The sequence below is a fragment of the Sulfurimonas sp. HSL-1656 genome (assembly GCF_039645585.1).
Lineage (GTDB): Bacteria > Campylobacterota > Campylobacteria > Campylobacterales > Sulfurimonadaceae > Thiomicrolovo > Thiomicrolovo subterrani.
Genome location: NZ_CP147915.1, coordinates 2,074,852 through 2,096,109 on the forward strand (window position 1 = coordinate 2,074,852; position 21,258 = coordinate 2,096,109).

22 protein-coding genes are annotated in these 21,258 nt (G+C 59.8%); 3 read left to right on the plus strand and 19 right to left on the minus strand.

From position 1 onward, the window contains the following. Nucleotides 1-59 precede the first annotated feature (59 nt). From WCX49_RS10760 to trpA, 6 genes are all read right to left on the minus strand, one after another. Nucleotides 60-2,237: a polyribonucleotide nucleotidyltransferase gene (locus WCX49_RS10760; protein ID WP_345985091.1), complete on the minus strand. Its 2,178-nt coding sequence runs from the start codon at nt 2,235-2,237 to the stop codon at nt 60-62. After that, nucleotides 2,238-2,876, minus strand: coding sequence for a phosphoribosyltransferase (locus WCX49_RS10765; RefSeq protein WP_345986806.1), 639 nt, complete (start codon nt 2,874-2,876; stop codon nt 2,238-2,240). Continuing rightward, nucleotides 2,876-5,065, minus strand: coding sequence for an LPS assembly protein LptD (lptD, locus tag WCX49_RS10770; RefSeq protein ID WP_345985092.1), 2,190 nt, complete (start codon nt 5,063-5,065; stop codon nt 2,876-2,878). The genes WCX49_RS10765 and lptD overlap by 1 nt, the downstream gene beginning before the upstream one ends. Continuing rightward, complete coding sequence (locus WCX49_RS10775) at nt 5,028-5,477, minus strand: RDD family protein (RefSeq protein ID WP_345985093.1); 450 nt, start codon at nt 5,475-5,477, stop codon at nt 5,028-5,030. The genes lptD and WCX49_RS10775 overlap by 38 nt, the downstream gene beginning before the upstream one ends. Before the next feature lie 3 nt (nt 5,478-5,480). Next, the gene (gene purD / locus WCX49_RS10780) at nt 5,481-6,746 is read right to left on the minus strand and encodes a phosphoribosylamine--glycine ligase (RefSeq protein ID WP_345985094.1); all 1,266 of its coding nucleotides are present in this window, start codon (nt 6,744-6,746) and stop codon (nt 5,481-5,483) included. 324 nt (nt 6,747-7,070) lie between these two features. Beyond that, nucleotides 7,071-7,814 (minus strand): tryptophan synthase subunit alpha, encoded by a 744-nt coding sequence (gene trpA, locus WCX49_RS10785; RefSeq protein ID WP_345985095.1) that lies wholly within the window; start codon nt 7,812-7,814, stop codon nt 7,071-7,073. A 174-nt stretch (nt 7,815-7,988) separates the two neighbouring features. Here trpA and panB point away from each other — a divergent pair, with 174 nt between their 5' ends. The 3 genes from panB to WCX49_RS10800 are packed head-to-tail and all read left to right on the plus strand — an operon-like array spanning nt 7,989 to nt 10,852. Next, nucleotides 7,989-8,780: a 3-methyl-2-oxobutanoate hydroxymethyltransferase gene (gene panB, locus WCX49_RS10790; RefSeq protein WP_345985096.1), complete on the plus strand. Its 792-nt coding sequence runs from the start codon at nt 7,989-7,991 to the stop codon at nt 8,778-8,780. Continuing rightward, the gene (gene ruvB / locus WCX49_RS10795) at nt 8,780-9,790 is read left to right on the plus strand and encodes a Holliday junction branch migration DNA helicase RuvB (protein ID WP_345985097.1); all 1,011 of its coding nucleotides are present in this window, start codon (nt 8,780-8,782) and stop codon (nt 9,788-9,790) included. The genes panB and ruvB overlap by 1 nt, the downstream gene beginning before the upstream one ends. A 9-nt stretch (nt 9,791-9,799) precedes the next feature. After that, on the plus strand, nt 9,800-10,852 hold the full coding sequence (locus tag WCX49_RS10800) for an AI-2E family transporter (protein ID WP_345985098.1): 1,053 nt from the start codon (nt 9,800-9,802) through the stop codon (nt 10,850-10,852). Nucleotides 10,853-11,049: 197 nt separating this feature from the next. On the opposite strand, the gene WCX49_RS10805 is transcribed toward WCX49_RS10800, so the two are convergent. The 13 genes from WCX49_RS10805 to greA all read right to left on the minus strand — a co-directional run bounded on the left by WCX49_RS10805 (nt 11,050) and on the right by greA (nt 21,097). Continuing rightward, entirely contained in the window at nt 11,050-11,730 is a 681-nt protein-coding gene (locus WCX49_RS10805; RefSeq protein ID WP_345985099.1) for a dUTP diphosphatase, read from the minus strand. 96 nt (nt 11,731-11,826) lie between these two features. After that, nucleotides 11,827-12,255, minus strand: a complete 429-nt coding sequence (locus WCX49_RS10810; RefSeq protein ID WP_345985100.1) for a pyridoxamine 5'-phosphate oxidase family protein — start codon at nt 12,253-12,255, stop codon at nt 11,827-11,829. 65 nt (nt 12,256-12,320) lie between these two features. Then, complete coding sequence (locus WCX49_RS10815) at nt 12,321-12,545, minus strand: hypothetical protein (RefSeq protein ID WP_345985101.1); 225 nt, start codon at nt 12,543-12,545, stop codon at nt 12,321-12,323. Nucleotides 12,546-12,632: 87 nt separating this feature from the next. After that, nucleotides 12,633-13,364 (minus strand): Sir2 family NAD-dependent protein deacetylase, encoded by a 732-nt coding sequence (locus WCX49_RS10820; RefSeq protein ID WP_345985102.1) that lies wholly within the window; start codon nt 13,362-13,364, stop codon nt 12,633-12,635. 86 nt (nt 13,365-13,450) lie between these two features. Beyond that, nucleotides 13,451-14,119: a hypothetical protein gene (locus WCX49_RS10825; protein ID WP_345985103.1), complete on the minus strand. Its 669-nt coding sequence runs from the start codon at nt 14,117-14,119 to the stop codon at nt 13,451-13,453. A 137-nt stretch (nt 14,120-14,256) separates the two neighbouring features. Then, entirely contained in the window at nt 14,257-15,429 is a 1,173-nt protein-coding gene (locus WCX49_RS10830; protein WP_345985104.1) for a PatB family C-S lyase, read from the minus strand. After that, on the minus strand, nt 15,416-16,051 hold the full coding sequence (locus tag WCX49_RS10835; protein ID WP_345985105.1) for an ABC-type transport auxiliary lipoprotein family protein: 636 nt from the start codon (nt 16,049-16,051) through the stop codon (nt 15,416-15,418). Before WCX49_RS10835 ends, WCX49_RS10830 begins: the two co-directional genes overlap by 14 nt. Continuing rightward, on the minus strand, nt 16,048-17,013 hold the full coding sequence (locus WCX49_RS10840) for an MlaD family protein (RefSeq protein ID WP_345985106.1): 966 nt from the start codon (nt 17,011-17,013) through the stop codon (nt 16,048-16,050). Before WCX49_RS10840 ends, WCX49_RS10835 begins: the two co-directional genes overlap by 4 nt. Beyond that, nucleotides 17,010-17,750: an ATP-binding cassette domain-containing protein gene (locus WCX49_RS10845; RefSeq protein WP_345985107.1), complete on the minus strand. Its 741-nt coding sequence runs from the start codon at nt 17,748-17,750 to the stop codon at nt 17,010-17,012. Before WCX49_RS10845 ends, WCX49_RS10840 begins: the two co-directional genes overlap by 4 nt. A 1-nt stretch (nt 17,751) precedes the next feature. Next, complete coding sequence (locus tag WCX49_RS10850) at nt 17,752-18,867, minus strand: MlaE family lipid ABC transporter permease subunit (protein ID WP_345985108.1); 1,116 nt, start codon at nt 18,865-18,867, stop codon at nt 17,752-17,754. 5 nt (nt 18,868-18,872) lie between these two features. Then, a complete protein-coding gene (locus tag WCX49_RS10855; RefSeq protein ID WP_345985109.1) occupies nt 18,873-19,616 on the minus strand; it encodes a metallophosphoesterase in 744 nt (247 codons plus the stop codon). Further along, on the minus strand, nt 19,606-20,604 hold the full coding sequence (argC, locus tag WCX49_RS10860) for an N-acetyl-gamma-glutamyl-phosphate reductase (protein ID WP_345986807.1): 999 nt from the start codon (nt 20,602-20,604) through the stop codon (nt 19,606-19,608). The genes WCX49_RS10855 and argC overlap by 11 nt, the downstream gene beginning before the upstream one ends. Beyond that, nucleotides 20,597-21,097 (minus strand): transcription elongation factor GreA, encoded by a 501-nt coding sequence (greA, locus tag WCX49_RS10865; RefSeq protein WP_345985110.1) that lies wholly within the window; start codon nt 21,095-21,097, stop codon nt 20,597-20,599. The genes argC and greA overlap by 8 nt, the downstream gene beginning before the upstream one ends. Nucleotides 21,098-21,258: the final 161 nt, after the last annotated feature.

Sequence of the window (21,258 nt, forward strand, 5' to 3'; positions counted from 1 at the left end):
AAGCAGTGTAGAGAGTGAAGTATTTTCCATACGTTCGGGCCGCGCAGCCCTGAGGGGGTTTAGAGAACCGGTGCGCGGCCGAGGCTGATCTTGCTGCCCTTGAATTCGAGGATCTCGACATCGATGTCATCCCCCTCGCTCAGGACATCGGAAACGTTACGGACGTGCGAGTCGGAGATCTTGGAAATGTGCAGCAGCCCGTCGACGCCGCCGGGCAGTTCGATGAAGGCACCGAAATCGACGATCTTCTTGACACGCCCCTTGACGATATCGCCGACATGGTATTCGGGTTTTTCCATCTTCGGCACGGAGACGATCTGCTCGATATGCTCGCGCGCCCCCTTGACCCCTTCACGGTTCTTGCCGGTGACCTTTACGTTGCCGGCTTTCTTGTCGATGTCGATCGCGACCTCGAACTTCTCGATGATCTCTCTGATCGTCTTGCCCGCCTGGCCGATGACGTCGGCGACACGTTCGGGGTCGATGCTGAAGAAGTCGCTGCCGGGCAGTTCGTCGCTCAGTTCGATCTTGCTCTCGGCGTCGGCCATGATATCGATAATGTGGGCACGCCCCGCTTTTGCCTGGTAGAGCGCGGTTTTGAGCAGCTCAAGCGAGATACCGCCGAGCTTGATATCCATCTGCAGCGCCGTGATCCCCTCTTTGGAACCCGCGACCTTGAAGTCCATATCCCCGTCGTGGTCCTCAAGTCCGGTAATGTCGGTCAGGACCATGTGCAGGTCGCCCTCGCTGACCAGGCCCATCGCCACACCGGCGATCGGGTCGGTCGTCTCCAGGTCCGCCGCTTTGAGCGCCATATAGCCGCCGCAGACGGTCGCCATGGAGGAGGAACCGTTGGATTCCAGGATCTCGGAGACAAGGCGCACCGTCTGGCCCGGGGTTTCCAGGACCGGTTCGAGGGCCCGCTTGGCGAGGTTGCCGTGTCCCAGCTCCCGGCGGCGCGGCGGCTGGACCGGTGAAGCTTCCCCGACGCTGAAGCCCGGGAAGTTGTAATGCACCATGAAACTTTCATACTGCGCAGCGCTGTCCGTGAGCTCCTCGTACATCTGGGCGTCTTTGTTGCCGCCGATCGTCAGTGTCACCAGCGCCTGGGTCTGGCCCCGGGTAAAGAGACAGGAGGAGTGGACGGAGGGCAGAACGTTCGTCAGAATGCTGATCGGGCGGACCTCATCGAGTTTCCGGCCGTCGGCACGGCTCTGCGTCTGCAGGATCTGCGCGCGGACCGTCTCGCGCTTGACCGCTTCGATCGCTTTTTTGAGGGCATGCTCATCATATTCCGGCTCGGCATCGAGAATCTTTTTGCGCAGGTTGCGCAGGGCCGTGGAACGCTCCGTGCGCGCCATTTGAGCGATGGCCGCAGCGATGTCGCCGCTGTGCTGTTCCTTGACATACGCCATCAGATGCTCATCCGGCTCCGCGGCAATGCAGGTCAGTTTGAAGGTCTCTTTCTTGAACGGGGCAAAGGCTTTTGCATAAGAGCCGTTCGCCGTCGCCAGCAGCTGCTGCGCTTCGGAGAGCATGACGATGAAATCATCCTCGCCCATCGCGTTGCTGCGGTAGCGGGCGATCGTCTCGGCGGCCAGCGCCGGATCGACAAGGGGGTCGACCATCATCGTATCAAGCAGTTCCGTCTCCACCGAACCCTGGACCCGCATCTCGATCATCAGCAGGTCCGATTCCGTCCCCGCGAGAAAGAGGTCAAGCGTGCTGTTTTTGAGCTGCGGCAGCGTGGGATTGAAGACGACCTCTCCGTCGACTTTCGCGACACGGACGGCGCTGACGGGGATGTCAATATCGATGTCGGAGACATACAGGGCCGCCGATGCCGCATTGAGACCGAGCACCTGGAGGTCGGCATCTTCATCCGCGCTGAGGACCATCACGGTGATCTGGACGGGGTTGGCGAACCCTTTGGGGAAGAGCGGACGCAGGGAACGGTCGATAATGCGCGAAGTCAGCGTTTCGAAATCGCTCGGTTTGCCCTCGCGTTTGATGAAGCCGCCCGGGATCTTGCCCGCGGCATACGACTTCTCGATGTACTGCACCGTCAGCGGCAGGAATCCCTCTTCGACGAATTCCGTCTCGTCGATGACGACGGTGGCCAGGACAACCGTGTTGCCGGCCTTGAGCCATGCGCTTCCGTTTGCCTGACGGGCCACGCTTGTAAGCGCATACTCTTCCGTTCTGTTCTCGACGGCTACCAGTACATCATAATCCATTTATTCCCCTAATATCTTGATAATCATTTCATCCGAAACATCTTCTAATTGTGAATAATAACATGATGTTTCTATATAATCCTCCAGCACGTGCGGGCAGAAGAGCGCGTCGCAGAGCGGTTCGATGGCCGCATAGACCTCTTTGGGCAGCACCGGCGCGCAGGCAAAGAGCGCATCGGGCGAGCGCGAAAGCACCGTTTTGATCGCGCAGATCAGTTTCAGCCCGCTCTCCGACCCCTGGTCGACCAGCAGGACGTTTTTGCCCCGAAGGCTCGTGAGCGGGCGCCCTTTGCGATAGTGGTAGATCTTCGAGAGAATCCTCTCCTCATGCTTGCGGCGCGCCTCGCCGTAGACATAGTCGTACTGCACGCCGAACGCTTTGACGAGGTCGTCATTGATGACGATCTCCTCCATCTCGCTCACCCGTCCGAGTTCGCACTGCGGATTGTGGGGGGCCATGATCGATTCGCCCATCAGCCAGTCGATCTTCAGTTTCATCCGGCCGTTGAGCTCCTGGCAGAGTGCGACACCGCCTTCGGAGACGGCAATGAGTATCCACGACTCGCGCTGCATCTGTGCCAGCGGCAGGAGTTCTTTTAGCGCCGAAGCGGCCGCTTTTCTATCTTCAAACAGTATCATCACGAACCATCCAGTACATCGCTGAGTTTATAGTTCACCTCCGTGCCGCCGATCGGACGGAGCTCAACGGTAAAATAGACATACTTCTCGAGCACCGAATCGGTCTGGGCATTGGTGAGGATCGGCCGGTTGTTCTCGACGTAGCGCATCCCGAACTTCCAGCAGCGCTTCGTATAGTCGAACCCGATCTCGGAAAGCTTCTTGACGTGCTCCTCCAGATCATAGGCGTAACGCCCGAAATAACGGTAGTGGTCATTATAGCGGTAGACGGCATCAAACGTCAGGTAATTCACCCGGTTGGTGCCGTTGACGTCGGGCTGGTCTTCATAAAGGTCCGTCACACCGACGTTGAACGCATCATCGCTGTAGCGGACCCCGTTGAGCGTCTTGGAGACGCGGTGGTAATCATAGTTGTAAAAGACATCGGAATAGAGCGAGATTTCCGGCGTGACCTGCCAGTCCAGCTCGTTCTCCAGTTCACTGAGCTGATCCTGGTAACGGTCAAAGGAGAAGCGCTGCGAGATGCGGTGGTAGAGGACCTGTTCTCCCTCGTCATTGACAAAGAACTGGCTGAACTTCAGATCCAGCGCCTCTTCGATCTCATTGACGGCGTAAAAATCGCACTCGGGGTAAAGCGCCGCATCACTCCCGGTACAGAGCGACTGCTGGGTCTCGTAATAGCCCGTTGCATCGTCAACACCGGCCTTGGTATAGGCAAGGTCAAGCCCCGCGGTGTGACTGAATCCGTCAAAGGCTTTTGTCACCTGCGTCCCCGCGTCGAAGACGTGGTAGATCCGGCCAAAAAGCCCCGATTCGTACATCCCGCCCGTCGGGATCGCCGACACGCTCGTCGGTTCGTTCCCGAAGGTGATATATTTCCCGTTGAGACGGGCGCTGTAGGAGAGCAGCAGGTAATCTTCGAGCGCCGAGGTCTGCAGCGTTACCGGAAGGTCCACTTCGCCCTCGACCGCACGCATCCCCGTTTCGCGGAAAATATTGTTCCCGCGGAGGTTGAAGGTGTAATAAACGTGCTCATCCAGGAAGGTGTCGATATAGCGGTGGTAACGCAGGATCGGCAGGTTCTGCGGCGTATCGGCATTGCTCTTTTTGTTCAGGTCGAGGTAGTAGCGCAGGTTCATACCGTAGTAGGCATTCTCCTCGTTGTAAAAGAGGTTCACCCGGGAAAGAACCTGGTTTGACGTCGCGTAGTTGACGGTATCGTTGGAGGAGAGGTTGATGTAGTCGATATCGTTCATCCACTTGATATCGGCATAGAGCCCCGACTGTCCGTGAAGGTCGAGGCCGAGCCAGCGCTGCAGCACCGCCGTGTTGGTATAGAAAAAGTCGAACCCGTAATGGTTCGAGTTGGCCAGGTCATAGGTATCGACATAGGAGGATTTCTCCTGGAAGTAGCCCGCGTTGATCGACCCCTTGGAGACGTTCGAATCGACAAAACGGAACTTCCCGTAAAGCCCCTCGCCCCGCTCCGTGCGGATCTGCGGCCGCAGTTCCACGTCCCAGGAGGGGTCGATCGCGATGTAGACGGGCTGTTCGACGAAGAAACCTTCCGTACTGGAGACCCCGAAAGAGGGGACCAGCAGACCGCTGCGCCGGCGGTTGTCCAGCGAGTAGCCGAAATAGGGAAAGTAGAAGACAGGAATACCGTAGATCTTGAGGTAGGCGTTGTAGACGTTCATCCAGCGTGATTCGCTGTCGAAATCGGCGCTGGAGAAGTAAAGCACCCAGAAGGGGTCGTTGGGGTCGCATCCCGACACCATCCCCTTCTCTACCGTAAAGTCCTTGTCTTCCGCCCCCGAACGCGAGGAGCTCATCCAGACGTTCGTATGGCGGTCGAGCATAAAAAACGGGGAAAACTCCCGGCTCTTCTTCGCGACATCGAGCTTGGCATAGTCCCCCATCGCGAAATAGTCCGACCCCTGCATCGCGACGATATTGCCGAAGAGCTCCAGCGTGCTGCTGTTGCGGTCGAAGTAGGCCTCGTTGGCACTGAGGTAGTAGCTCTTATAGAGGACGAGCACATCCCCGCTGGCATGGACGACGCTCAGGTTCGAATCGAGCCGGGTCGCAAAAAATTCAATCTGGTTTTCCGCCCGCAGGGCGGTCAGCACAAGCGTAAGAAGGAGAAAGAACCTAAGCATCGACAACGACGGTGCGGGCGGTGCGGTCATGCCACGCCTGGTTGTTGGGGTCGAACATCGCCCAGATAAAGCCGAGGTAGAAGATGATCTCGCTGAGAATTCGGAAGACGGCGCGGTTGAATGCCGGCAGCCAGCCCGGGACCCCGCCGTCCTCCACGGCCACGACGCGGATGCGCATCGCCATCTTCCCCAGCGATGCCCCGTAAAGGGCGACGAAGAGCGTCTGGTAGAAGACCTTCATCCCCAGGTACTCCAGGGCGTAAGCGTTGGTGATAAAGAGGAAGGTCTCCATATCTTCCGCCTTGGAGATTGGACCCCAGAGCATGATCGTGAACAGGAGGCTCAGCAGGAGCTCGTCGATCAGGAACGCCACGGCACGCTTCGGGATGGAAGCAAGGTGCAGTTCGTACCGGTGCAGCAGCGTTTCGATCGTCTCGTTCACGGGTTAGAGGGCCTGGTATGCGATATCGGTGCGCAGTTTCTTGCCGGCGAAATGGACCTGGCCGCAGAGCAGGTAGGCGCGGTCGCGGGCCTCGCGGATGCTTGCTCCCGTTCCGACACAGACGAGGACGCGCCCGCCTGTCGCAAAGAGCTTTCCGTCCTCTTCACTGACGCCGGCATAGGCGATGTGCGAATGCTCTGCCAGCTCCGTATGCACGATCTCGTCGACAACGATCTCCGCCGGTTCGCTGCTGCTGTAGGGGTAGTCACGGCTCGCCATCACGACACCGACAGCGTATTCGTTTTTGAACTTCACGTCCAGGGTATCGAGCTGCTTCGTCGCGGCCTTGTAGAAGAGTTCGCTTGCCGGGGAGCTCAGCAGCGGCATCAGGATCTCGCACTCCGGGTCGCCGAAACGGACGTTGAATTCCAGGGTGATCGGTTCGCCGTTTACGATCATCAGTCCGATGAAGAGGACCCCCTCGAAGGGCGCCCCCTCCGCCTGCATCCCGTCGAGTGTCGGGCGGACGATACGCTCTTTGACTTTGTCATAGATCTCGTCGTTGACGAGCGGGGTCGGCGCATAGGCCCCCATACCGCCCGTGTTCGGCCCCTGGTCGCCGTCCTGGAGGCGCTTATGGTCCTGCGCCGCCTGCAGGAGGATAAAGTCCTCGCCGTCACAGATGGCGAACATGGAGAGTTCGTAGCCGTCGAGGAACTCCTCGATAACGACCTTTTTGCCCGCGTCGCCGAAGGATTTTCCGCTGAGCATCTCCGAGGCCGCTTTTTTCGCCTCGTCGTGGGTCGTTGCGATGATAACGCCCTTGCCCGCGCAGAGGCCGTCGGCTTTGACGACGACCGGCGTCGGCAGGGTCTCGATGAACTTGAAGGCCGTCTCGATATGGTCCGTTTCGATGTAACGGGCCGTGGGGATGCCGTACTTGGCGAGGAAGTTCTTCATGTAGACCTTGGAGCCCTCGAGCTGGGCCGCCGCCTTGGAGGGGCCGAAGATCGTCAGCCCCTTCGCCTTGAAGATGTCGACGACGCCTTCGGTGAGCGGCGCTTCCGGACCGACGATGGTCAGCTCGATATTGTTCGCAATCGCAAAATCCGCCAGCGCGTCGTAATCCTGGATCGCGACGTTCTCGCCCAGCATCGGCGTCGCGCCGTTGCCCGGTGCGAAATAGAGCTTCTCTACCGCTTCGTCCTGTGCCAGAACACGCCCGATCGCAAATTCGCGTCCGCCGCTGCCGATTACCATTACATTCATATTCTGCCGATCCTTATCTGTCTGTTTTCATTCAAAAAGACGGCATCTTCTTGAATGAGAACGGAGAGAGAAACCCGAGTGGCCGTTCCGCAAGATAGCTTTGGTTCTCAAAGCCAAAAAAATACGGATTGAGCGCTTCATCAGGCGGCGGTCTCTCGGGCTTGCGCCCTCCAGCGAGATCACCGGCACACAAAAGCGACTACTCCATCCATAGTATAGATATGTAGAACCCCCTGAAATGCGAGAGCTCGCACCACCCAGGCTGCTAGTCAAATTATAGCCGATGCGCCATAAAGAGGGGCTAAAAAACGGGAGGTGATTTCCCTATTCGTTGATGCGGGTTTTGATCGTTTTCGCGATCGCGCAGCAGTGGTTGATCTTTTCGGAAAAGGAGAGGTCCTCGCGCAGCAGCACATTGATAAACGCAGAGCCGACGATGACGCCGTCGACGCCCTCCGCCTTCGCCTTTGCCGTCTGCTCGTTGACGCCGAAACCGACGTAGACGGGGGTCTGCGTGTGGCGGCGGATCGAAGCGACGACCCCGCCGAGCTCTTCGCTCTTGCCCGCCCCGGTGATCCCGGCGTAGGCGACAAGGTAGATGAACTTCTGCGCCGCACCGACGACCGTTTTGATCCGCTCATCCGTATCCGTCGGCGCGACGAAGGCGATGTTGCTGATGCGGTGTTTGGCGAAGGCGTCGGCATACAGGGACGCCTCTTCGTGCGGCAGGTCCGGGACGATCAGGCCGGTGACGCCGAGATCGTTCGCCTCGCGCAGGACGTTCTCCATCCCGAACTGGTAGAAGGGGTTGAAGTAGCCCATCCAGAGCGTATCGACACGCGGTGCCACGGCCCGGGAGACGTCCAGGACGTCTTTGAAACGGAACCCGTTCTCCAGGGCGACGTAGTTCGCCGCCTCGATCACCGGGCCGTCGGCGACGGGGTCGGAAAAGGGGATCCCCAGTTCCAGCGAATCGACGCCGTTCTCTCCCAGGGAGAGTGCAAGGTCGATCGTAAAATCTTTGTCGGGATAGCCCGTCGTAATGTAGCCCACCAGTTGTTTTTCCACCGATTACCCTTTTGCCGTATCGCCCGTACCCGGGCGCTTCCGCCCCCTGCAACGGGGCGGCGGCCTGCCATATTTATCCGCAATTGTAGCATTTTTGGATAAAATCGCTCTCAATTGACTAGGGCGCCGGAGAGGGGAATTCCCCCTATTCCGGCATGCCCGCAGGAGCAATCAATGGCCAAAAAGCTGAGCGTCGGTGCCATCCGAAATGCCAAAGGCGGCACGCCGCTGATGATGATCACCGCGTATGACGCCCTCTTCGCACGCCTCTTCGATCCCATCGCCGACATTCTGCTGGTGGGGGATTCGCTCAATATGAGCTTTGCCGGGAAACCGGACACCCTGAGCGCAACGCTCGAACAGATGATCTACCACACCCAGGCCGTCTGCAGCGGGGCACCGGGCACCTTCGTCATCTGCGACATGCCCTTCGGTACCTATACAACGGCCGAGCGCGCCCTGGACAACGCCATCGCCGTCTACCAGCAGAGCGGCGCCGACGCCGTCAAGATCGAAGGGGGCCGGGACAAAGCCGGCATCATCGCCCACCTCACGGCCAACGGCATCGCCGTCTGCGGCCACATCGGCCTGCTGCCGCAGGCGGTCCGCGGCGAGGGGGGCTACAAGGTCAAGGGGAAAGACGAGGCCAACGCCCTCTCCCTGATCGAGGATGCCAAAGCCGTCGAAGCGGCCGGGGCGTTCTGTATGGTCGTCGAAGGGGTCAAGGCCGAGGTCGCGACGCGGATCGCGGAAGTCGTATCGGTCCCCGTCATCGGTATCGGAGCGGGCAGCGGCGTCGACGGGCAGGTGCTCGTCTTCTCCGATATGCTCGGCCTCTACGAGCCCTTCGTACCGAAGTTCGTCAAGCAGTACATGCAGGGCGCCGACGCGGTCAAAGCCGCGGTCGCGCAGTACAAAGAGGAGGTCGCGGCGCGCACCTTCCCGGCCGAGGAGCACACCTACTGATGGAACGCATCGTCGAGATCGAAAAATTCAGCGCCGAGGAGACGGTTGAGACCTCCCTGCGCCCCGAAGGGTGGAAGGATTACATCGGCCAGGAACAGATCAAAAAGAATCTCGGCGTCTTCATCGAGGCGAGCAAAAAGCGCGGCGAAGCCCTGGACCACACCCTCTTCTTCGGCCCTCCGGGCCTGGGGAAAACGACCCTCGCGCTGATCATCGCCAACGAGATGGGCAGCAGTATCAAGGTCACCGCCGCCCCGATGATCGAGAAAAGCGGCGACCTGGCCGCCATCCTGACCAACCTCGAGGAGGGGGACATCCTCTTTATCGACGAGATCCACCGCCTCTCCCCCGCCGTCGAGGAGATCCTCTACCCCAGCATGGAGGATTTCCGCCTCGACATCATCATCGGCAGCGGCCCGGCGGCCCAGACGGTCAAGATCGACCTGCCCCGCTTCACCCTGATCGGGGCGACCACGCGGGCCGGGATGCTCTCGAACCCCCTGCGCGACCGCTTCGGCATGAACTTCCGCATGAACTTCTACCACCCCGAAGAGCTCTCCCGCATCATTATGCAGGCCGCGGAGAAGCTGGGCAAGCCGATCAAACACGACGCCGCACTGGAGATCGCCCGCCGCTCCCGGGGGACGCCGCGGATCGCCCTGCGGCTGCTGCGCCGGGTCCGCGACTTTGCCGATGTCGCGGATGAAGCGACCATCACGCATGAACGCACCGTCTATGCCCTGAACGAACTGGGCATCAACGCCCACGGCTTCGACGAGATGGACCTGCGGCTGCTGGAGCTCCTTGTCCAGGCCAAAGGGCGCGCCATGGGACTCAGCACCATCGCCGCGGCGCTCAGCGAGGATGAGGGGACCATCGAGGATGTCCTAGAGCCCTACCTGCTCGCCAACGGCTACCTGGAGCGTACCGCCCGGGGCCGCGTCGCCACCCCCAAGTGCTACGACGTGCTCCGGCTCACCCCGCCCGCCGAACAGAGCGGGCTCTTCTAGGATCGCGCCGTGAAGCCGCAGACGATCTTCGCCATCCTGCTCGCGGCATCGCTCTACTGGATGTACCTGCTCTACAGCCCCTACCTGATGAGCATCCTGATCGCCTCCCTGCTGGCTGTTTCGACCTTCTCGTTCAAACGGCGTCTGCGGGAGTGGTCCGGATCGGTTCTCACGGCGGCGGCCCTCTCGACACTCGTGATGGCCCTGCTCTTTTTCGCACCGCTGGGCTACTTTCTCGCCAAGATCACCATCTACCTTCAGCACTTCGACCCGGCGACCCTGGAATCGGTCATGGACTACCTGCAGGAACTCATAGAGCGCGCGCCGGGATTCTCCGGGCGCTCCAGGTCCCACATCTCGGACTTTATTGCCTCGTATGACCCCGCCGAACTGACGAAGAGAGCCCTCGCCTACGCCGGCACCATCGGCAGCATCAGCGCCTCCTTCGTCAAGAACGCGTTTATGATCATCGTCTTCTACTTCTTCGCCCACCTCTACGGCCAGCGGCTGGCGGCCTACTTCAAACACGTCATCAATCTTCCCCCCGACGATGCGGCCCTGCTGGGCTCGGAGGTCTCTTCGGTGATGAGCATCGTCTTCTACTCGATTCTGCTCACCGCAGCCCTGGAGGGGGCCCTCTTCGGAATCGCCGTCAGTTTCATGGGCTATAACGGGCTGCTTTTCGGCATCCTGTTCGGATTTGCCTCGCTCATCCCCGTCGTCGGCGGCGCGCTGATGTGGGTCCCCTTTTCCCTCTACGAACTCTCCGTCGGCCATACGGGCAGCGCCGTTTTCATCGCGCTCTATACGATCGTCGTCATCTCGGTAATCGCGGACACCTTCATCAAACCGGTGATCATCAAAAGCATCGACAGCAAGCTCTCCACCACCGAGACCAAGCGTAACGAGCTGATCATCTTCTTTGCCATCATCGCGGGGCTGACAAGCTTCGGTTTCTGGGGCATGATCCTCGGTCCCGCCATCACCGCCTTCTTTATGGCGCTGCTGACCCTGGTGGAACGCAAAAACGCAATCAGCGAACGGGTCACGGATATCAGTTGAATAGCAGTCAGAGTTAAGAGTTAAGAGCAGCCTGTGACAATCCGTCCATTCTGTCAAGGCCGAAACGATCATTAGCGTGTCAGCCGGATCACCGGGGAATGGAATATCCCGAAAGCGGCAGCTTGTTGCCCTTTCTTCTTCCCGGTTCGGCTTCTTCTTTGGGCACACAAAGAAGAAAGGGAACAAACAATTGCAAATTACGCTGCCGGGTAGACGCTTTCCAAAGCGGCATAAAGTTGCTCAGGCGTCATATCGCCTTTCTCTTCCCAAAGCCGCTTCATCACAACGTTGTCCTCTTCCCCGTTCCACACCTTGACGTAGTGCCCCTCTTTATAACCGTGGTCCTGGCGGAACTGGTTGAGGATGTTCTTGCCGACATAGAGGCGGTAAAGCGACGTGAGGTCGAGGTTGCTCATGCGGACCAGTTCAAAGAAGTCCGCCAGCAGCTTGGTGAGGTCAGGCTTGCTGTCGAGGGCATCTTTCATCACCGACTCCACCTGGGCCATCACGAGCTTCTCGACGGCGAACCCTTCTGCATCATCGTTGAGCATCTCGTAAAAGGGCATGATCGCGATCGCCTTCGCCGCGTCATCGAGGCTGCCGAGATCGCGCTGCTTGTACTCCTGCAGCACCAGGCTCATCACGAAGTGCCAGACATCGATGACTTCGATCTGCAGGTTGGCCCAGTCCGGCTCGGCCGCGATGTTTTTCCAGTGCTTCCAGGCGAACGAATCGATCATCTCCGCGCACTCCATGTAGATGCAGCGCTTCCAGTTGATCGCCTTGCCGTTCTTGGTCGTACCCGCTTCCCAGTCTGCTCCGTTTGTGGCATCGTTGAGCTGCTGTTGCAGCTGCAGCATCTGTAAAGCTCTGTTCATAGGTACGCTCCGTTTTTTGACGACATTTTAGCGGGAATTGTATTCAGCCCCCCTTCCGTCCGGGGCCATGGGGAAAACTGGAACGTGCCAGTGCGGCTACTCGACCGCCGCTGCGGCTTCCCAGACCAGTTTCTTGCCGAAACCGAGCCGGTTGTCGGTCAGTTTCATCCAGGAGGGCTCCAGCCGCCACAGGGTGGGAAGCAGCGCGCGGGCATAGGGGAAACGGGCGTAGTAGCAGCGCGCATCCGCCGCATCGGAAGCGACGACCCGGCCGCGGCACTGCAGCCCCTGGATCTTTCCGACCGCATCCGTTTCCAGGGCGATGCCCGCCGCCACCGAAGGATTTGCTTTCATCTGGGCGGTGTGCTCCGTCTCCTCCGCGGAGGCGAATACAAAGCAGTTGCGCGTATCGTCATAGGCGTAAAACAGGGGCGTCGCATAGGGGGAGTCGTCCCGGCTCGTCGCAAGGGTCAGGACATGGTGCTCCCGCACGAATGCGGCGATCGATTCAAGTGTGGACCGCATGGCGACGGCCGAAGAAGGGATGTAATAGCATGGAAGGATTATAGCGCGAAAACGCGCCGTATCCCTCAGGCGCAGCGCATCAGATTGACGTACCAGTCATCGCGCATATAGCCGCGGTCGGGAATGAGGGAAAGCTGCATCGTTCCCTCGCCGCAATGTACCTCGTTGATCAGCTCTTCGGGGATCTCGAGCTCTTCACACAGGTACTCCACCGCGACTTCATCGCAGTCGATATCGGGCCAGCCCCAACCGTTTTCCAGATGATGGATCACAAAGGTCGTCTCTTTCATTGCTCACTCCGGATGCAAGATGGCGAAATGATAATGGCGTTTCATCTCCTTCCAGTTACGGCAACGTCTCATTTCCATTTCAGAACGCTATACATCTTCATGCATAAACCGTTCTACTATGTCCGTCAGCGGTACGGCGGCCGCCACGGCACCCATCTGGAGAAAGTCGGTGAAGAACGCGTCGATGTTCTGCTCAAAAGAACCGAACATCGTCACATACTCCTCCCGCTTCGGGTTGACCAGGACGGAACGTGCGAACTCCCGGGCGATAGGAACGATATCGATCACCTGGCCGCTGGTGCCGATGGCGATGAAGAGCTCCGCATCGTTTACCGCTTCGTAAATTTTGCGGTACATCGGCGCGCTTTCGCCGAACATGACGACATTGTGGCGGACAACGGCGCTCTCGCAGCGCGGGCAGCAGTCCGCTTCGGTCTGTTCCGTATAGCCGATGTCCCAGACATGCCCGCAGCTTTCGCACCGCAGGTCCCGAAGCGTTCCGTGCAGGTGCAGCACCTCGTTGCATCCCGCCCGCTCCAACAGGTCATCGACGTTCTGCGTCAGGTTCCAGATCTGTCCGGGGTAGCGCCGCTGCAGTTCGGCGATGGCGCGGTGCATCACGTTGGGTTCTTTATCCTCCAGATCGAGACGGCGGGCGTTGTAAAAGCGGGTCACCAGGCCGCGGTCCGCTTCCCAGCCTCCGGTCGAGCAGACCTGCATGACGTCGTACTCTTCCCACATCCCGTCATGGTCGCGGAACGTCCGCAGACCGCTCTCCGCACTGAGACCGGCGCCGCTCAGGATCATCACTTTTTTCATGGCTTCTCCTTCGAAAGCATTCCCGGGAAGCGCCCCGGTGCATGCCGTCAGGATACCATGTCTGCCGTAAATGAAAGTGCCGGATTTCAGTGCCGATCGGCCAGGCGGGGGGCCATCATCTCGAACTGCATCTTGATCTTGTAGGTCAGCGGTTTCAGACTGCCTACATCGGCATAGCCGACCGCGCGGTAGGCAGTGTTCATTTCATCGAAACAGGCTTTGTAGGCATCCAGGTACTCAAAAAGGGGCTGTTCCATCTCCTCGTCGAGGTAGAGTTCCGAAATCGTCACGGTCACCCGGGTCCACGCCCCCTCGAAGGCTTTGGCCAGCCGCGCGTCCGGCTGTTTGACGAAGCGCCCTTTGATACGGCTGAGTTCCCGCCAGCTGTGGAGAAGTTCCCGCAGACCGATACTGCCGAGGCGGCTGTTAAACGCCCCCAGCCCCTCAAGAAGCCGGCGGTAGTGCCGATGAAGATCCGGCGCGCTTTTTTGCAGCTGTGCGCCGATCTCACTGACGGTCGTTTTATACGTATCCAGATCGTGCAGCAGCGCTTCGCGCTCCGTATCCGGCAGCCCCAGTCTAAGCACTTCCGAACGGATACGGGCAATGCCCTGCGTCTGTTCGTTTATCAGCGAATATTCGCCGCGCTTCGTAATCGCGCTGGCATCGCTTGCATTCGCTTTGAACTGCTTCAGAAGCCCCATTTGGCGCGACGCCTTCTCATGCACGTCCCCGTCGAAAAGTGCCGCCTGCAAACCTACAAACGTACAAACTGCCACTACAACCAATCTCATCATGCCTCTCACACCCCCCGGAGCACGCGGATGCGCCCCCGATTTTTTCGCGAAGTGTAGGCAAAACAGATTACGTACCCGTTACAATAACTAGGGTTCTAAAGGCGTTGCAGAGCACCTTCCAAACGATTCAGCGCCTCGTCCATCGTCGGCGTCGGGACGGCGAAATTAAGGCGCATGAAACCGCTCCCTTCCCGCCCGAAAGAGATCCCCGGGCTGAGGCCGAGGCGTGCTTCCCTGATAAAAAACTCCCGCAGGGCCTTATCGGAATCAAAACCCATCTGCCGGCAGTCCAGCCAGGCGAGGTAGGTCCCCTCCGGCGGCCGGAAAGCGATCGTATCAAAACGCCCCGCCAGATCGGCGAGCCTGTCGACGTTGCCCTGCAGGTGCACCAGCAGCGCTTCCAGCCACGCTGCTCCCTCCCGGTAGGCCGCTTCGAAACCGGCATGACCGAACACCGTTCCCTGGGCAAAATGGATCGTGTCGTAAACCGCTTTGAACCGTGTGCGCATCGCCGTATCCGTAATGGCCACGGTCGACACGGCCAGGCCCGCGACGTTGAAGGTCTTGCCCGGTCCGAGCGCCGTCATCGTCATCGCCCGGACCGCATCGCCCAGCGCGACAAAGGGCGTATGCTTATGCCCGGCAAAGATCAGGTCCGAATGGATCTCGTCGGCAAAGACCGTGATGCCGTGGCGCAGACAGATCGCGGCAAGCGCTTCGAGCTCCGCCCGTTCCCAGACCCGTCCCACGGGGTTATGGGGTGAGCAAAGCAGCAGCAGCTTCGTCTTCGGCGTGATCTGCTTCTCAAGCCCCTCCAGGTCAAATCGGTAGATCCCCTCTTCGTCCTGCCGCAGCGGGTTGGAAAGCACCCTGCGGCCGCTGTGGCGCACCGTACTGACGAAGGGAGGGTAGATCGGGGGCTGCACGACGACCTCGTCCCCGGGCTCGGTAAACGCGGCGATGGCAGCAGAGATGGATGCGACGACGGAGTGCGAAAAGAAAAGCTCCTCCGGCGCCATGGTCACACCGTGGCGGGCTGCCATCCATGCACACTGGGCTTCAAAAGCGCTGCGGGGCATCTCTTCGTACCCGTAAACGGGGTGCTCCGCCCGCTTCATCACGGCAGTACGGACGCACAGGGGGGTCTCGATATCCATATCGGCCACCCACATCGGCAGGACGTCTTCCGTCCCGAAAAGCTTTTGGCGCAGGGCGTACTTCTCGGCGTTACCGCCGCTGCGCTCCGTGACGCGGTCAAAGATCGACATCGCTGCGGTCAATCCCTGCCTGTGTCTCGCACTGTTCTGCCAGCCACGCTATCAGTGCCGATTTGAAGGCGGTGACACCCTCGCTCCATCCGCGTACCGCACTCTGTGCACCGGCATCGGCATTCTGCTGCCGGTAGCTGAACGTCTTTTGCGCGAGGATCCGCCGGCTGTACTGGTCCACCAGGACCGCATAGAGCATCAGCTCTGTTTCACCCGCCCCCTTACTGTCGATCGTCTGCAGCATCTGTTCAATACGGACTTCCAGAAGCCAGTCGTTCTTGGCCAGGGATTTGTACGGAACCACCCCCTTGAACAGGCCGCTTTCGATGACGCTCTTTTCGATCAGCTGCTGGATCTGCTGCACCGGGGACTGCTCCCAGCGCGAAAGGGTATAGCGGTAGAAACGGTGGTCCGTCCCGGCGTAATGGATCGCGGTGCCTTCCAGCCACTGCGGGGCCTCGATAAGAGCGATGCGTATGACACGTTCCCTGCACCCTTCCGTGCTCTCCGTGCCGATCATCTCCCCGCCGTCAAGCCGGTAGCTCTGCACCGGCGGCGCCTCCCGCGTCAGGCTGCAGCCGCCGATCAATGCTGCGATGATTATCGCTGTTACCCATTTCATTTCGCTTCTCCCGGTCCCACCTGCGGCGGTTGATGTTCAAAGAGCATATCCGAGGGGTTCTCGCCGTAGCGCAGCAGCATCTGGTTGAGCAGCACGAGGCTCTGCTCCATCTGCCGCATCGTCACCTCAAACTGTGCCATCCCCGGCCCCATCGTCTCTTTGATACTGTAATCGCCGTTCTTGTTGCGGGCGTTGATCACCCGCAGCGTTTCAGCCATGGAGGCGAAACTCTCCTGCAGGGAAGCAAGCGAGACCTTGGCCTGCCCCATCGCGGCATCGCCGTTTTGCAGCAGCTGCGGGAGTCCCTTTGTGCGGGCATCCAGGTCCGCCGCCAGCCGGCCCAGCTTCCGGACCGTATCGTCCAGGTGTGCGAACCGTTCCGGTGTCAGCCCCGCATCAAGCTTCTCCGCGACATTGGCGCTGTGATGGAGCAGGCGGGAGACCTCCCCCTGGTTCTGCTCTCCGATCAGCTCTTTGAGGCGCAGCAGAAGCTCGGAAATGTTATCGGATGCCGATCCGAACGTACGCTCCAGCGTCACAAAGAATGAGGGCTCAAACGGGATCGTCGGGACCGTCTCTTTGCCTTTGGGCTGCAGCAGCGGGGCCGAATCGCTGCCGCGGCTCAGGTCGACGTAGCTCAGCCCCGTGATCCCCTGCGATTTGAGCATGGCGATCGTATCCGTTTTCACCGGCGTCGTTTTCCACACGTCGATCAGGACCTCGATCTTCTCGATATTGTTGGGACTGATCCGGATGGCACGCACCTTGCCCACCGTGACGCCGCGGAACTTGACGGGCGAATCGACGTTAAGCCCTGAAACCGATTCACCGAACTCGATGCGGTAGCTCTGCAGCTCATCCTTCTTGGCCGGCTGCAGCATCCAGATGACAAAGAAGGCCATCAGCGCCAAGGAGAGTAGGACAAAGATACCGACGATCGTCTCGTTCGTTTTGGCGTTCACGACACGTCACCTCCAAAAAATGTACGTATAAACGGGCTCGGCACCTCTTTGACCTCCGAAAGTGTTCCTTCGGCGGCAATGCGACGCTCATCGATGATCGCCATGCGGTCAAGGGTCGTTTCGATCGAGGCGAGGTCGTGGGTCACCATTACTACGGTTAATTGTAGCATGTCCCGCAGCCGCATGATCAGGGCATCGAACTCCCGGGCCGAAACGGGGTCGAGTCCCGAGGTCGGTTCGTCCAGGAACAGCAGCGGCGGGTCGAGGGCCAGGGCGCGGGCCAGGGCCACCTTCTTTTTCATCCCGCCGCTGAGCTGGGAGGGGTAGAGCTGCCCCTCTTTGGGCGTCAGCCCCACAATATCCAGTTTGAAAGCCACGATCTCATCGATCACCCCCGCGGGCAGCGCCGTATACTCTCTGAGCATGACGGAGATGTTTTCGGCCACGTTGAGCGAGGTAAAGAGGGCGTTGGACTGGAACAGCACCCCCCATTTGCGCCGCAGGGCCTGTGCCGCCTCGAAAGAGAGCGTGTTCAAAGGTTCGCCGAAGAGGCGGATGCTCCCGCTCTGGACCGGTTCCAGCAGAATGATCTCGCGCATCAGCGTCGATTTACCGCAGCCGCTGGGACCGAGAAAACCGTAGATCTCGCCCGCGTTGATATGCAGTGAGACCCCGTCATGCACCAGGCGATCCCCGAAACGCGTGACAACCTTTTCAACCTCGATCACCGGCCGCATCTCAGAACCCCAGCTTTGTGAAGACGATGGAGAAGAGCGCATCGCAGATGATCACGGCAAAGATCGCCTCGACGACGCTCTTGGTCGTGTTGATCCCGATACTCTCCGTGTCGTTTCTGACCTGCATCCCGCGGTAGATCCCGATCGAGGCGATGAGGACCGCGAAGAAAGGCCCCTTGACCAACCCGACCCAGAAGTGCTTGAGGGCCACGGCTTCGGTGAAACGGTCGGTAAAGAGCGTCACGGAGAGGTCCAGCTCCGTATGGGCGATCAGCATGCCCCCGAGCATGCCGAAGGCATCGGCGAAGAAGATGAGGATGGGCATCATGATGATCAGGGCGAAAAGCCGCGGCAGGACCAGGAAGGCAAAGGGGTCGAAGCCCATGGTCCGCATCGCGTCGATCTCCTCGGTCATCTTCATGACCCCGATCTGCGCGGCATAGGAGGAACCGCTTCGGCCGGCGACGACGATGGCCGTCAGCATCGGGGCGAGTTCGCGCAGGATCGAGATCCCCAGCGCGTCGACGATGAAGATGTTCGCCCCGTAGGTTTTAAGCTGCACCGCCGATTGGTAGGCGACGACAACCCCCACCAGGAACATCGTCAGCGCGATAATGCCCAGGGCCTTGATGGCGCTCTCCATCATCTGGTAGCCGGTCTCTTTGTAACGGAACCCCACCCGCAGGAAAAGCAGGTTCACAAATGCCTTGAACGTCCGCCCGACAAAGGCGGTAATGCCCATGCCGTTCGCAAAGACCTCGGCCGCCTCCCTCCCGGTCTGCGCCAGGAAGCCCGGGGAGGCTACCGCGAAATCCGTCCCGGGGTGGCCGTACTGGCGCACCATCTCCAGCATCCGGGCGCTGTCGTCATCGGCCCCCTGAATCTTGACCAGGTTACCCCCGGCTTCCAGTCGGCGCTGCATATGCTGCAGCAGCAACGCCCCCGCCGAATCGATCCGTTCGACCCCCGAAAGCTCAAAAGTGATTTCGTAACTCCGGAGAGGGGCAAGCGTCTCCCGGACGCTTCCGGCGACTTCATCGAGCGCCGTGGCCTGCCACAGGCCGCTGCAGTATACCGTCATCCCGTGTCCGGTCTCTTCGATCCGCAGCTGCGCCATTGCCTTTAACCGTCCTTCCACTCCCGCGTCTGCAGGGTAAACCCGTTTTGGTCGTCTCTAACGATAGCATAGCGAAGATTACAGGCAAATGCATCGGGATTGAAATAACGCAGGCCCTCAAAGTCGAAGGCCATCCCCTGGTGGTAGTGTCCTTCGATCAAGACATCGGTGCCCGCAAGCGCCAGCGGGGCGAGATGGCGCCGTACGAACCCTTCGTAGTCCGTCATGGCGTGGCAGTGGTTTTTCCTGTTCAGGTGCGCCTCGAGTTTCGCGATGATACCGTTCCCGGTCAGGCGGTTGATCCAGCCCAGCAGGTGCAGAATGACGCCGTTGCGGATCAGTGCCGTATAGAGGTTGTACTGCCACGGCTGGTTGAAGTCCCCGTGTGCCAGCAGCAGTGTGCGTTCCCCGCATCGGCACGCAAAGGGCTGACGCGACAGTGGTACGACGGTGGCATCCGGAAAAAGTCCGGCGAGGTTGTAGTCATGGTTGCCTTCAAGGTAGAGAACGGGTATGCGCCGGCTGATGCGCTGCAGCGTTGCAACCGCTTCGGCATTCATGGCATGGGTCACCGCGATCTGCCCGAAAAGCAGGTCGAAGATGTCCCCCATCAGCAGCAGCTGCGGTGTGTCCAGCTCTCCCGTGTCGATCGCCTGCAGCAAAGCGAGCAGCTGCGGGCGCGTTTCGGCGTAGTGGGCGTCGCTGATCAGCAGCGCGCCGGGCAGCACCTCGTAGGGGTCACGGGACATAGGCGATATTCGGGATTCCCGTGTTTTCGTCCAGCCCCATCATCAGGTTGGCATTGACGACGGCCTGCGAACTCGCCCCCCGGAGGAGGTTGTCGATGGCCGAGGTGATAAAGAGCGTATCGCCGCTGCGCTTGGCGAAGACGTCGCAGAAGTTGGTCCCGGCCACCTGTTTCATCGAAACCGGTTCGGTCCGGACACGCACGTTCGGTTCGTCCGCATAGTAGGCCTGAAGCACTTCCAGCGGCTCGAAACTCCCCGTAACCTGCATGTAGACGGAGCTGAGCATCCCCCGCGTCACCCCGAGCAGGTGGGGCACGAAATGGACCTGTCCCTCCTCGAGGGCAAGCTTCTCGGCGATCTCCGGCCCGTGGCGGTGCCCCAGCGGATTATAGGCGAAGGCGTTGTCGTTGATCGCCACGAAGTGGGTACTCTCCGTGCACTTCTTACCGGCGCCGCTGACCCCGCTCTTGGCATCCACGATCAGCGGCGAACCCGGCTGCATGTAGCGCATAAAAGGGAGTGCCCCGAGGATCGTCGCCGTCGGGTAGCATCCCGGGTTCGCCACGAGGTCGGCCTTTTTGATCGCGCTGCGGAAAAGTTCCGGCAGTCCGTACACGGCATGCGCAAGGTTCTCCGGATCGATATGGGGAACATAGTGCGCCTCATAGGTCTCGCGCTTGAGGCGGTAGTCGGCAGAGAGGTCGACGACTTTGACACCGCGCTCCCGCAGCGCTTTCACGAAGCCCATCGCCGTTTTGTGCGGGAGGGCCAGGAAGGCCAGCTCCGCCGCGTCGGCAACGGCGTCGGCATCGGCCTTGAGCACATCGCACTCGTAGACGCCCGCCAGAGAGGGGTGCAGTTCGGTCAGACTCACGCCGCCTTCGCTGGTGGCGACATAGGCCAGCTCGAAACGCGGGTGCGTGATGAGCATTTTGATCAGTTCAATCCCGGTATAGCCGCTGGCCCCGATGACCGCGACTTTAATCATGGCACTCAAAAACAATCTCCTGGTATTTTACTTCGATGACTTCGAACGCTTTCATCCCGCCGGGCAGCTTCGCCTTGAGCTCGTCGCCCTCCTCTTTGCCCAGCAGCTGCTTGGCCAGCGGCGACGCGAACGAGATCAGCCCCAGCTGCGGGTTGCTTTCGCAGCCGCCGACGATGGTATAGGTCACCTCTTCATCCGTATCCATGTCGCACAGTACGACCGTCGAGCCGAAACTGACGCGGCTGTGTTCCAGGGTGGAAGGGTCAACGATCTGCGCATTGCCCAGCAGCGCTGACAGTTCGTTCAGGCGGTCGTCGATCTGACCCTGGCGCTCCTTGGCGGCATGGTACTCCGCATTCTCCTTCAGGTCCCCCAGGGCCACGGCCTCCTCGATCGCCTTGACGATCGTCGGGCGTTCGACCGTTTTGAGATGATTGACCTCCGCTTGCAGTTTTTCGTATCCGAAACGGGTCATCGGTTGTGCCTGGCTCAAAATCATTCCTCGTTTTTAGATGAATTATAGCGCACAATCGGCATCCGCCGCCAGAAATACCGCCAAAGGCGAAACGGCGGGTTAACCGATTTTATCCTACTATGCTGCTTTCAAGCGTATTCAAAACGTCCAACAGAAGGTCCCCACCCGACCCCACTATA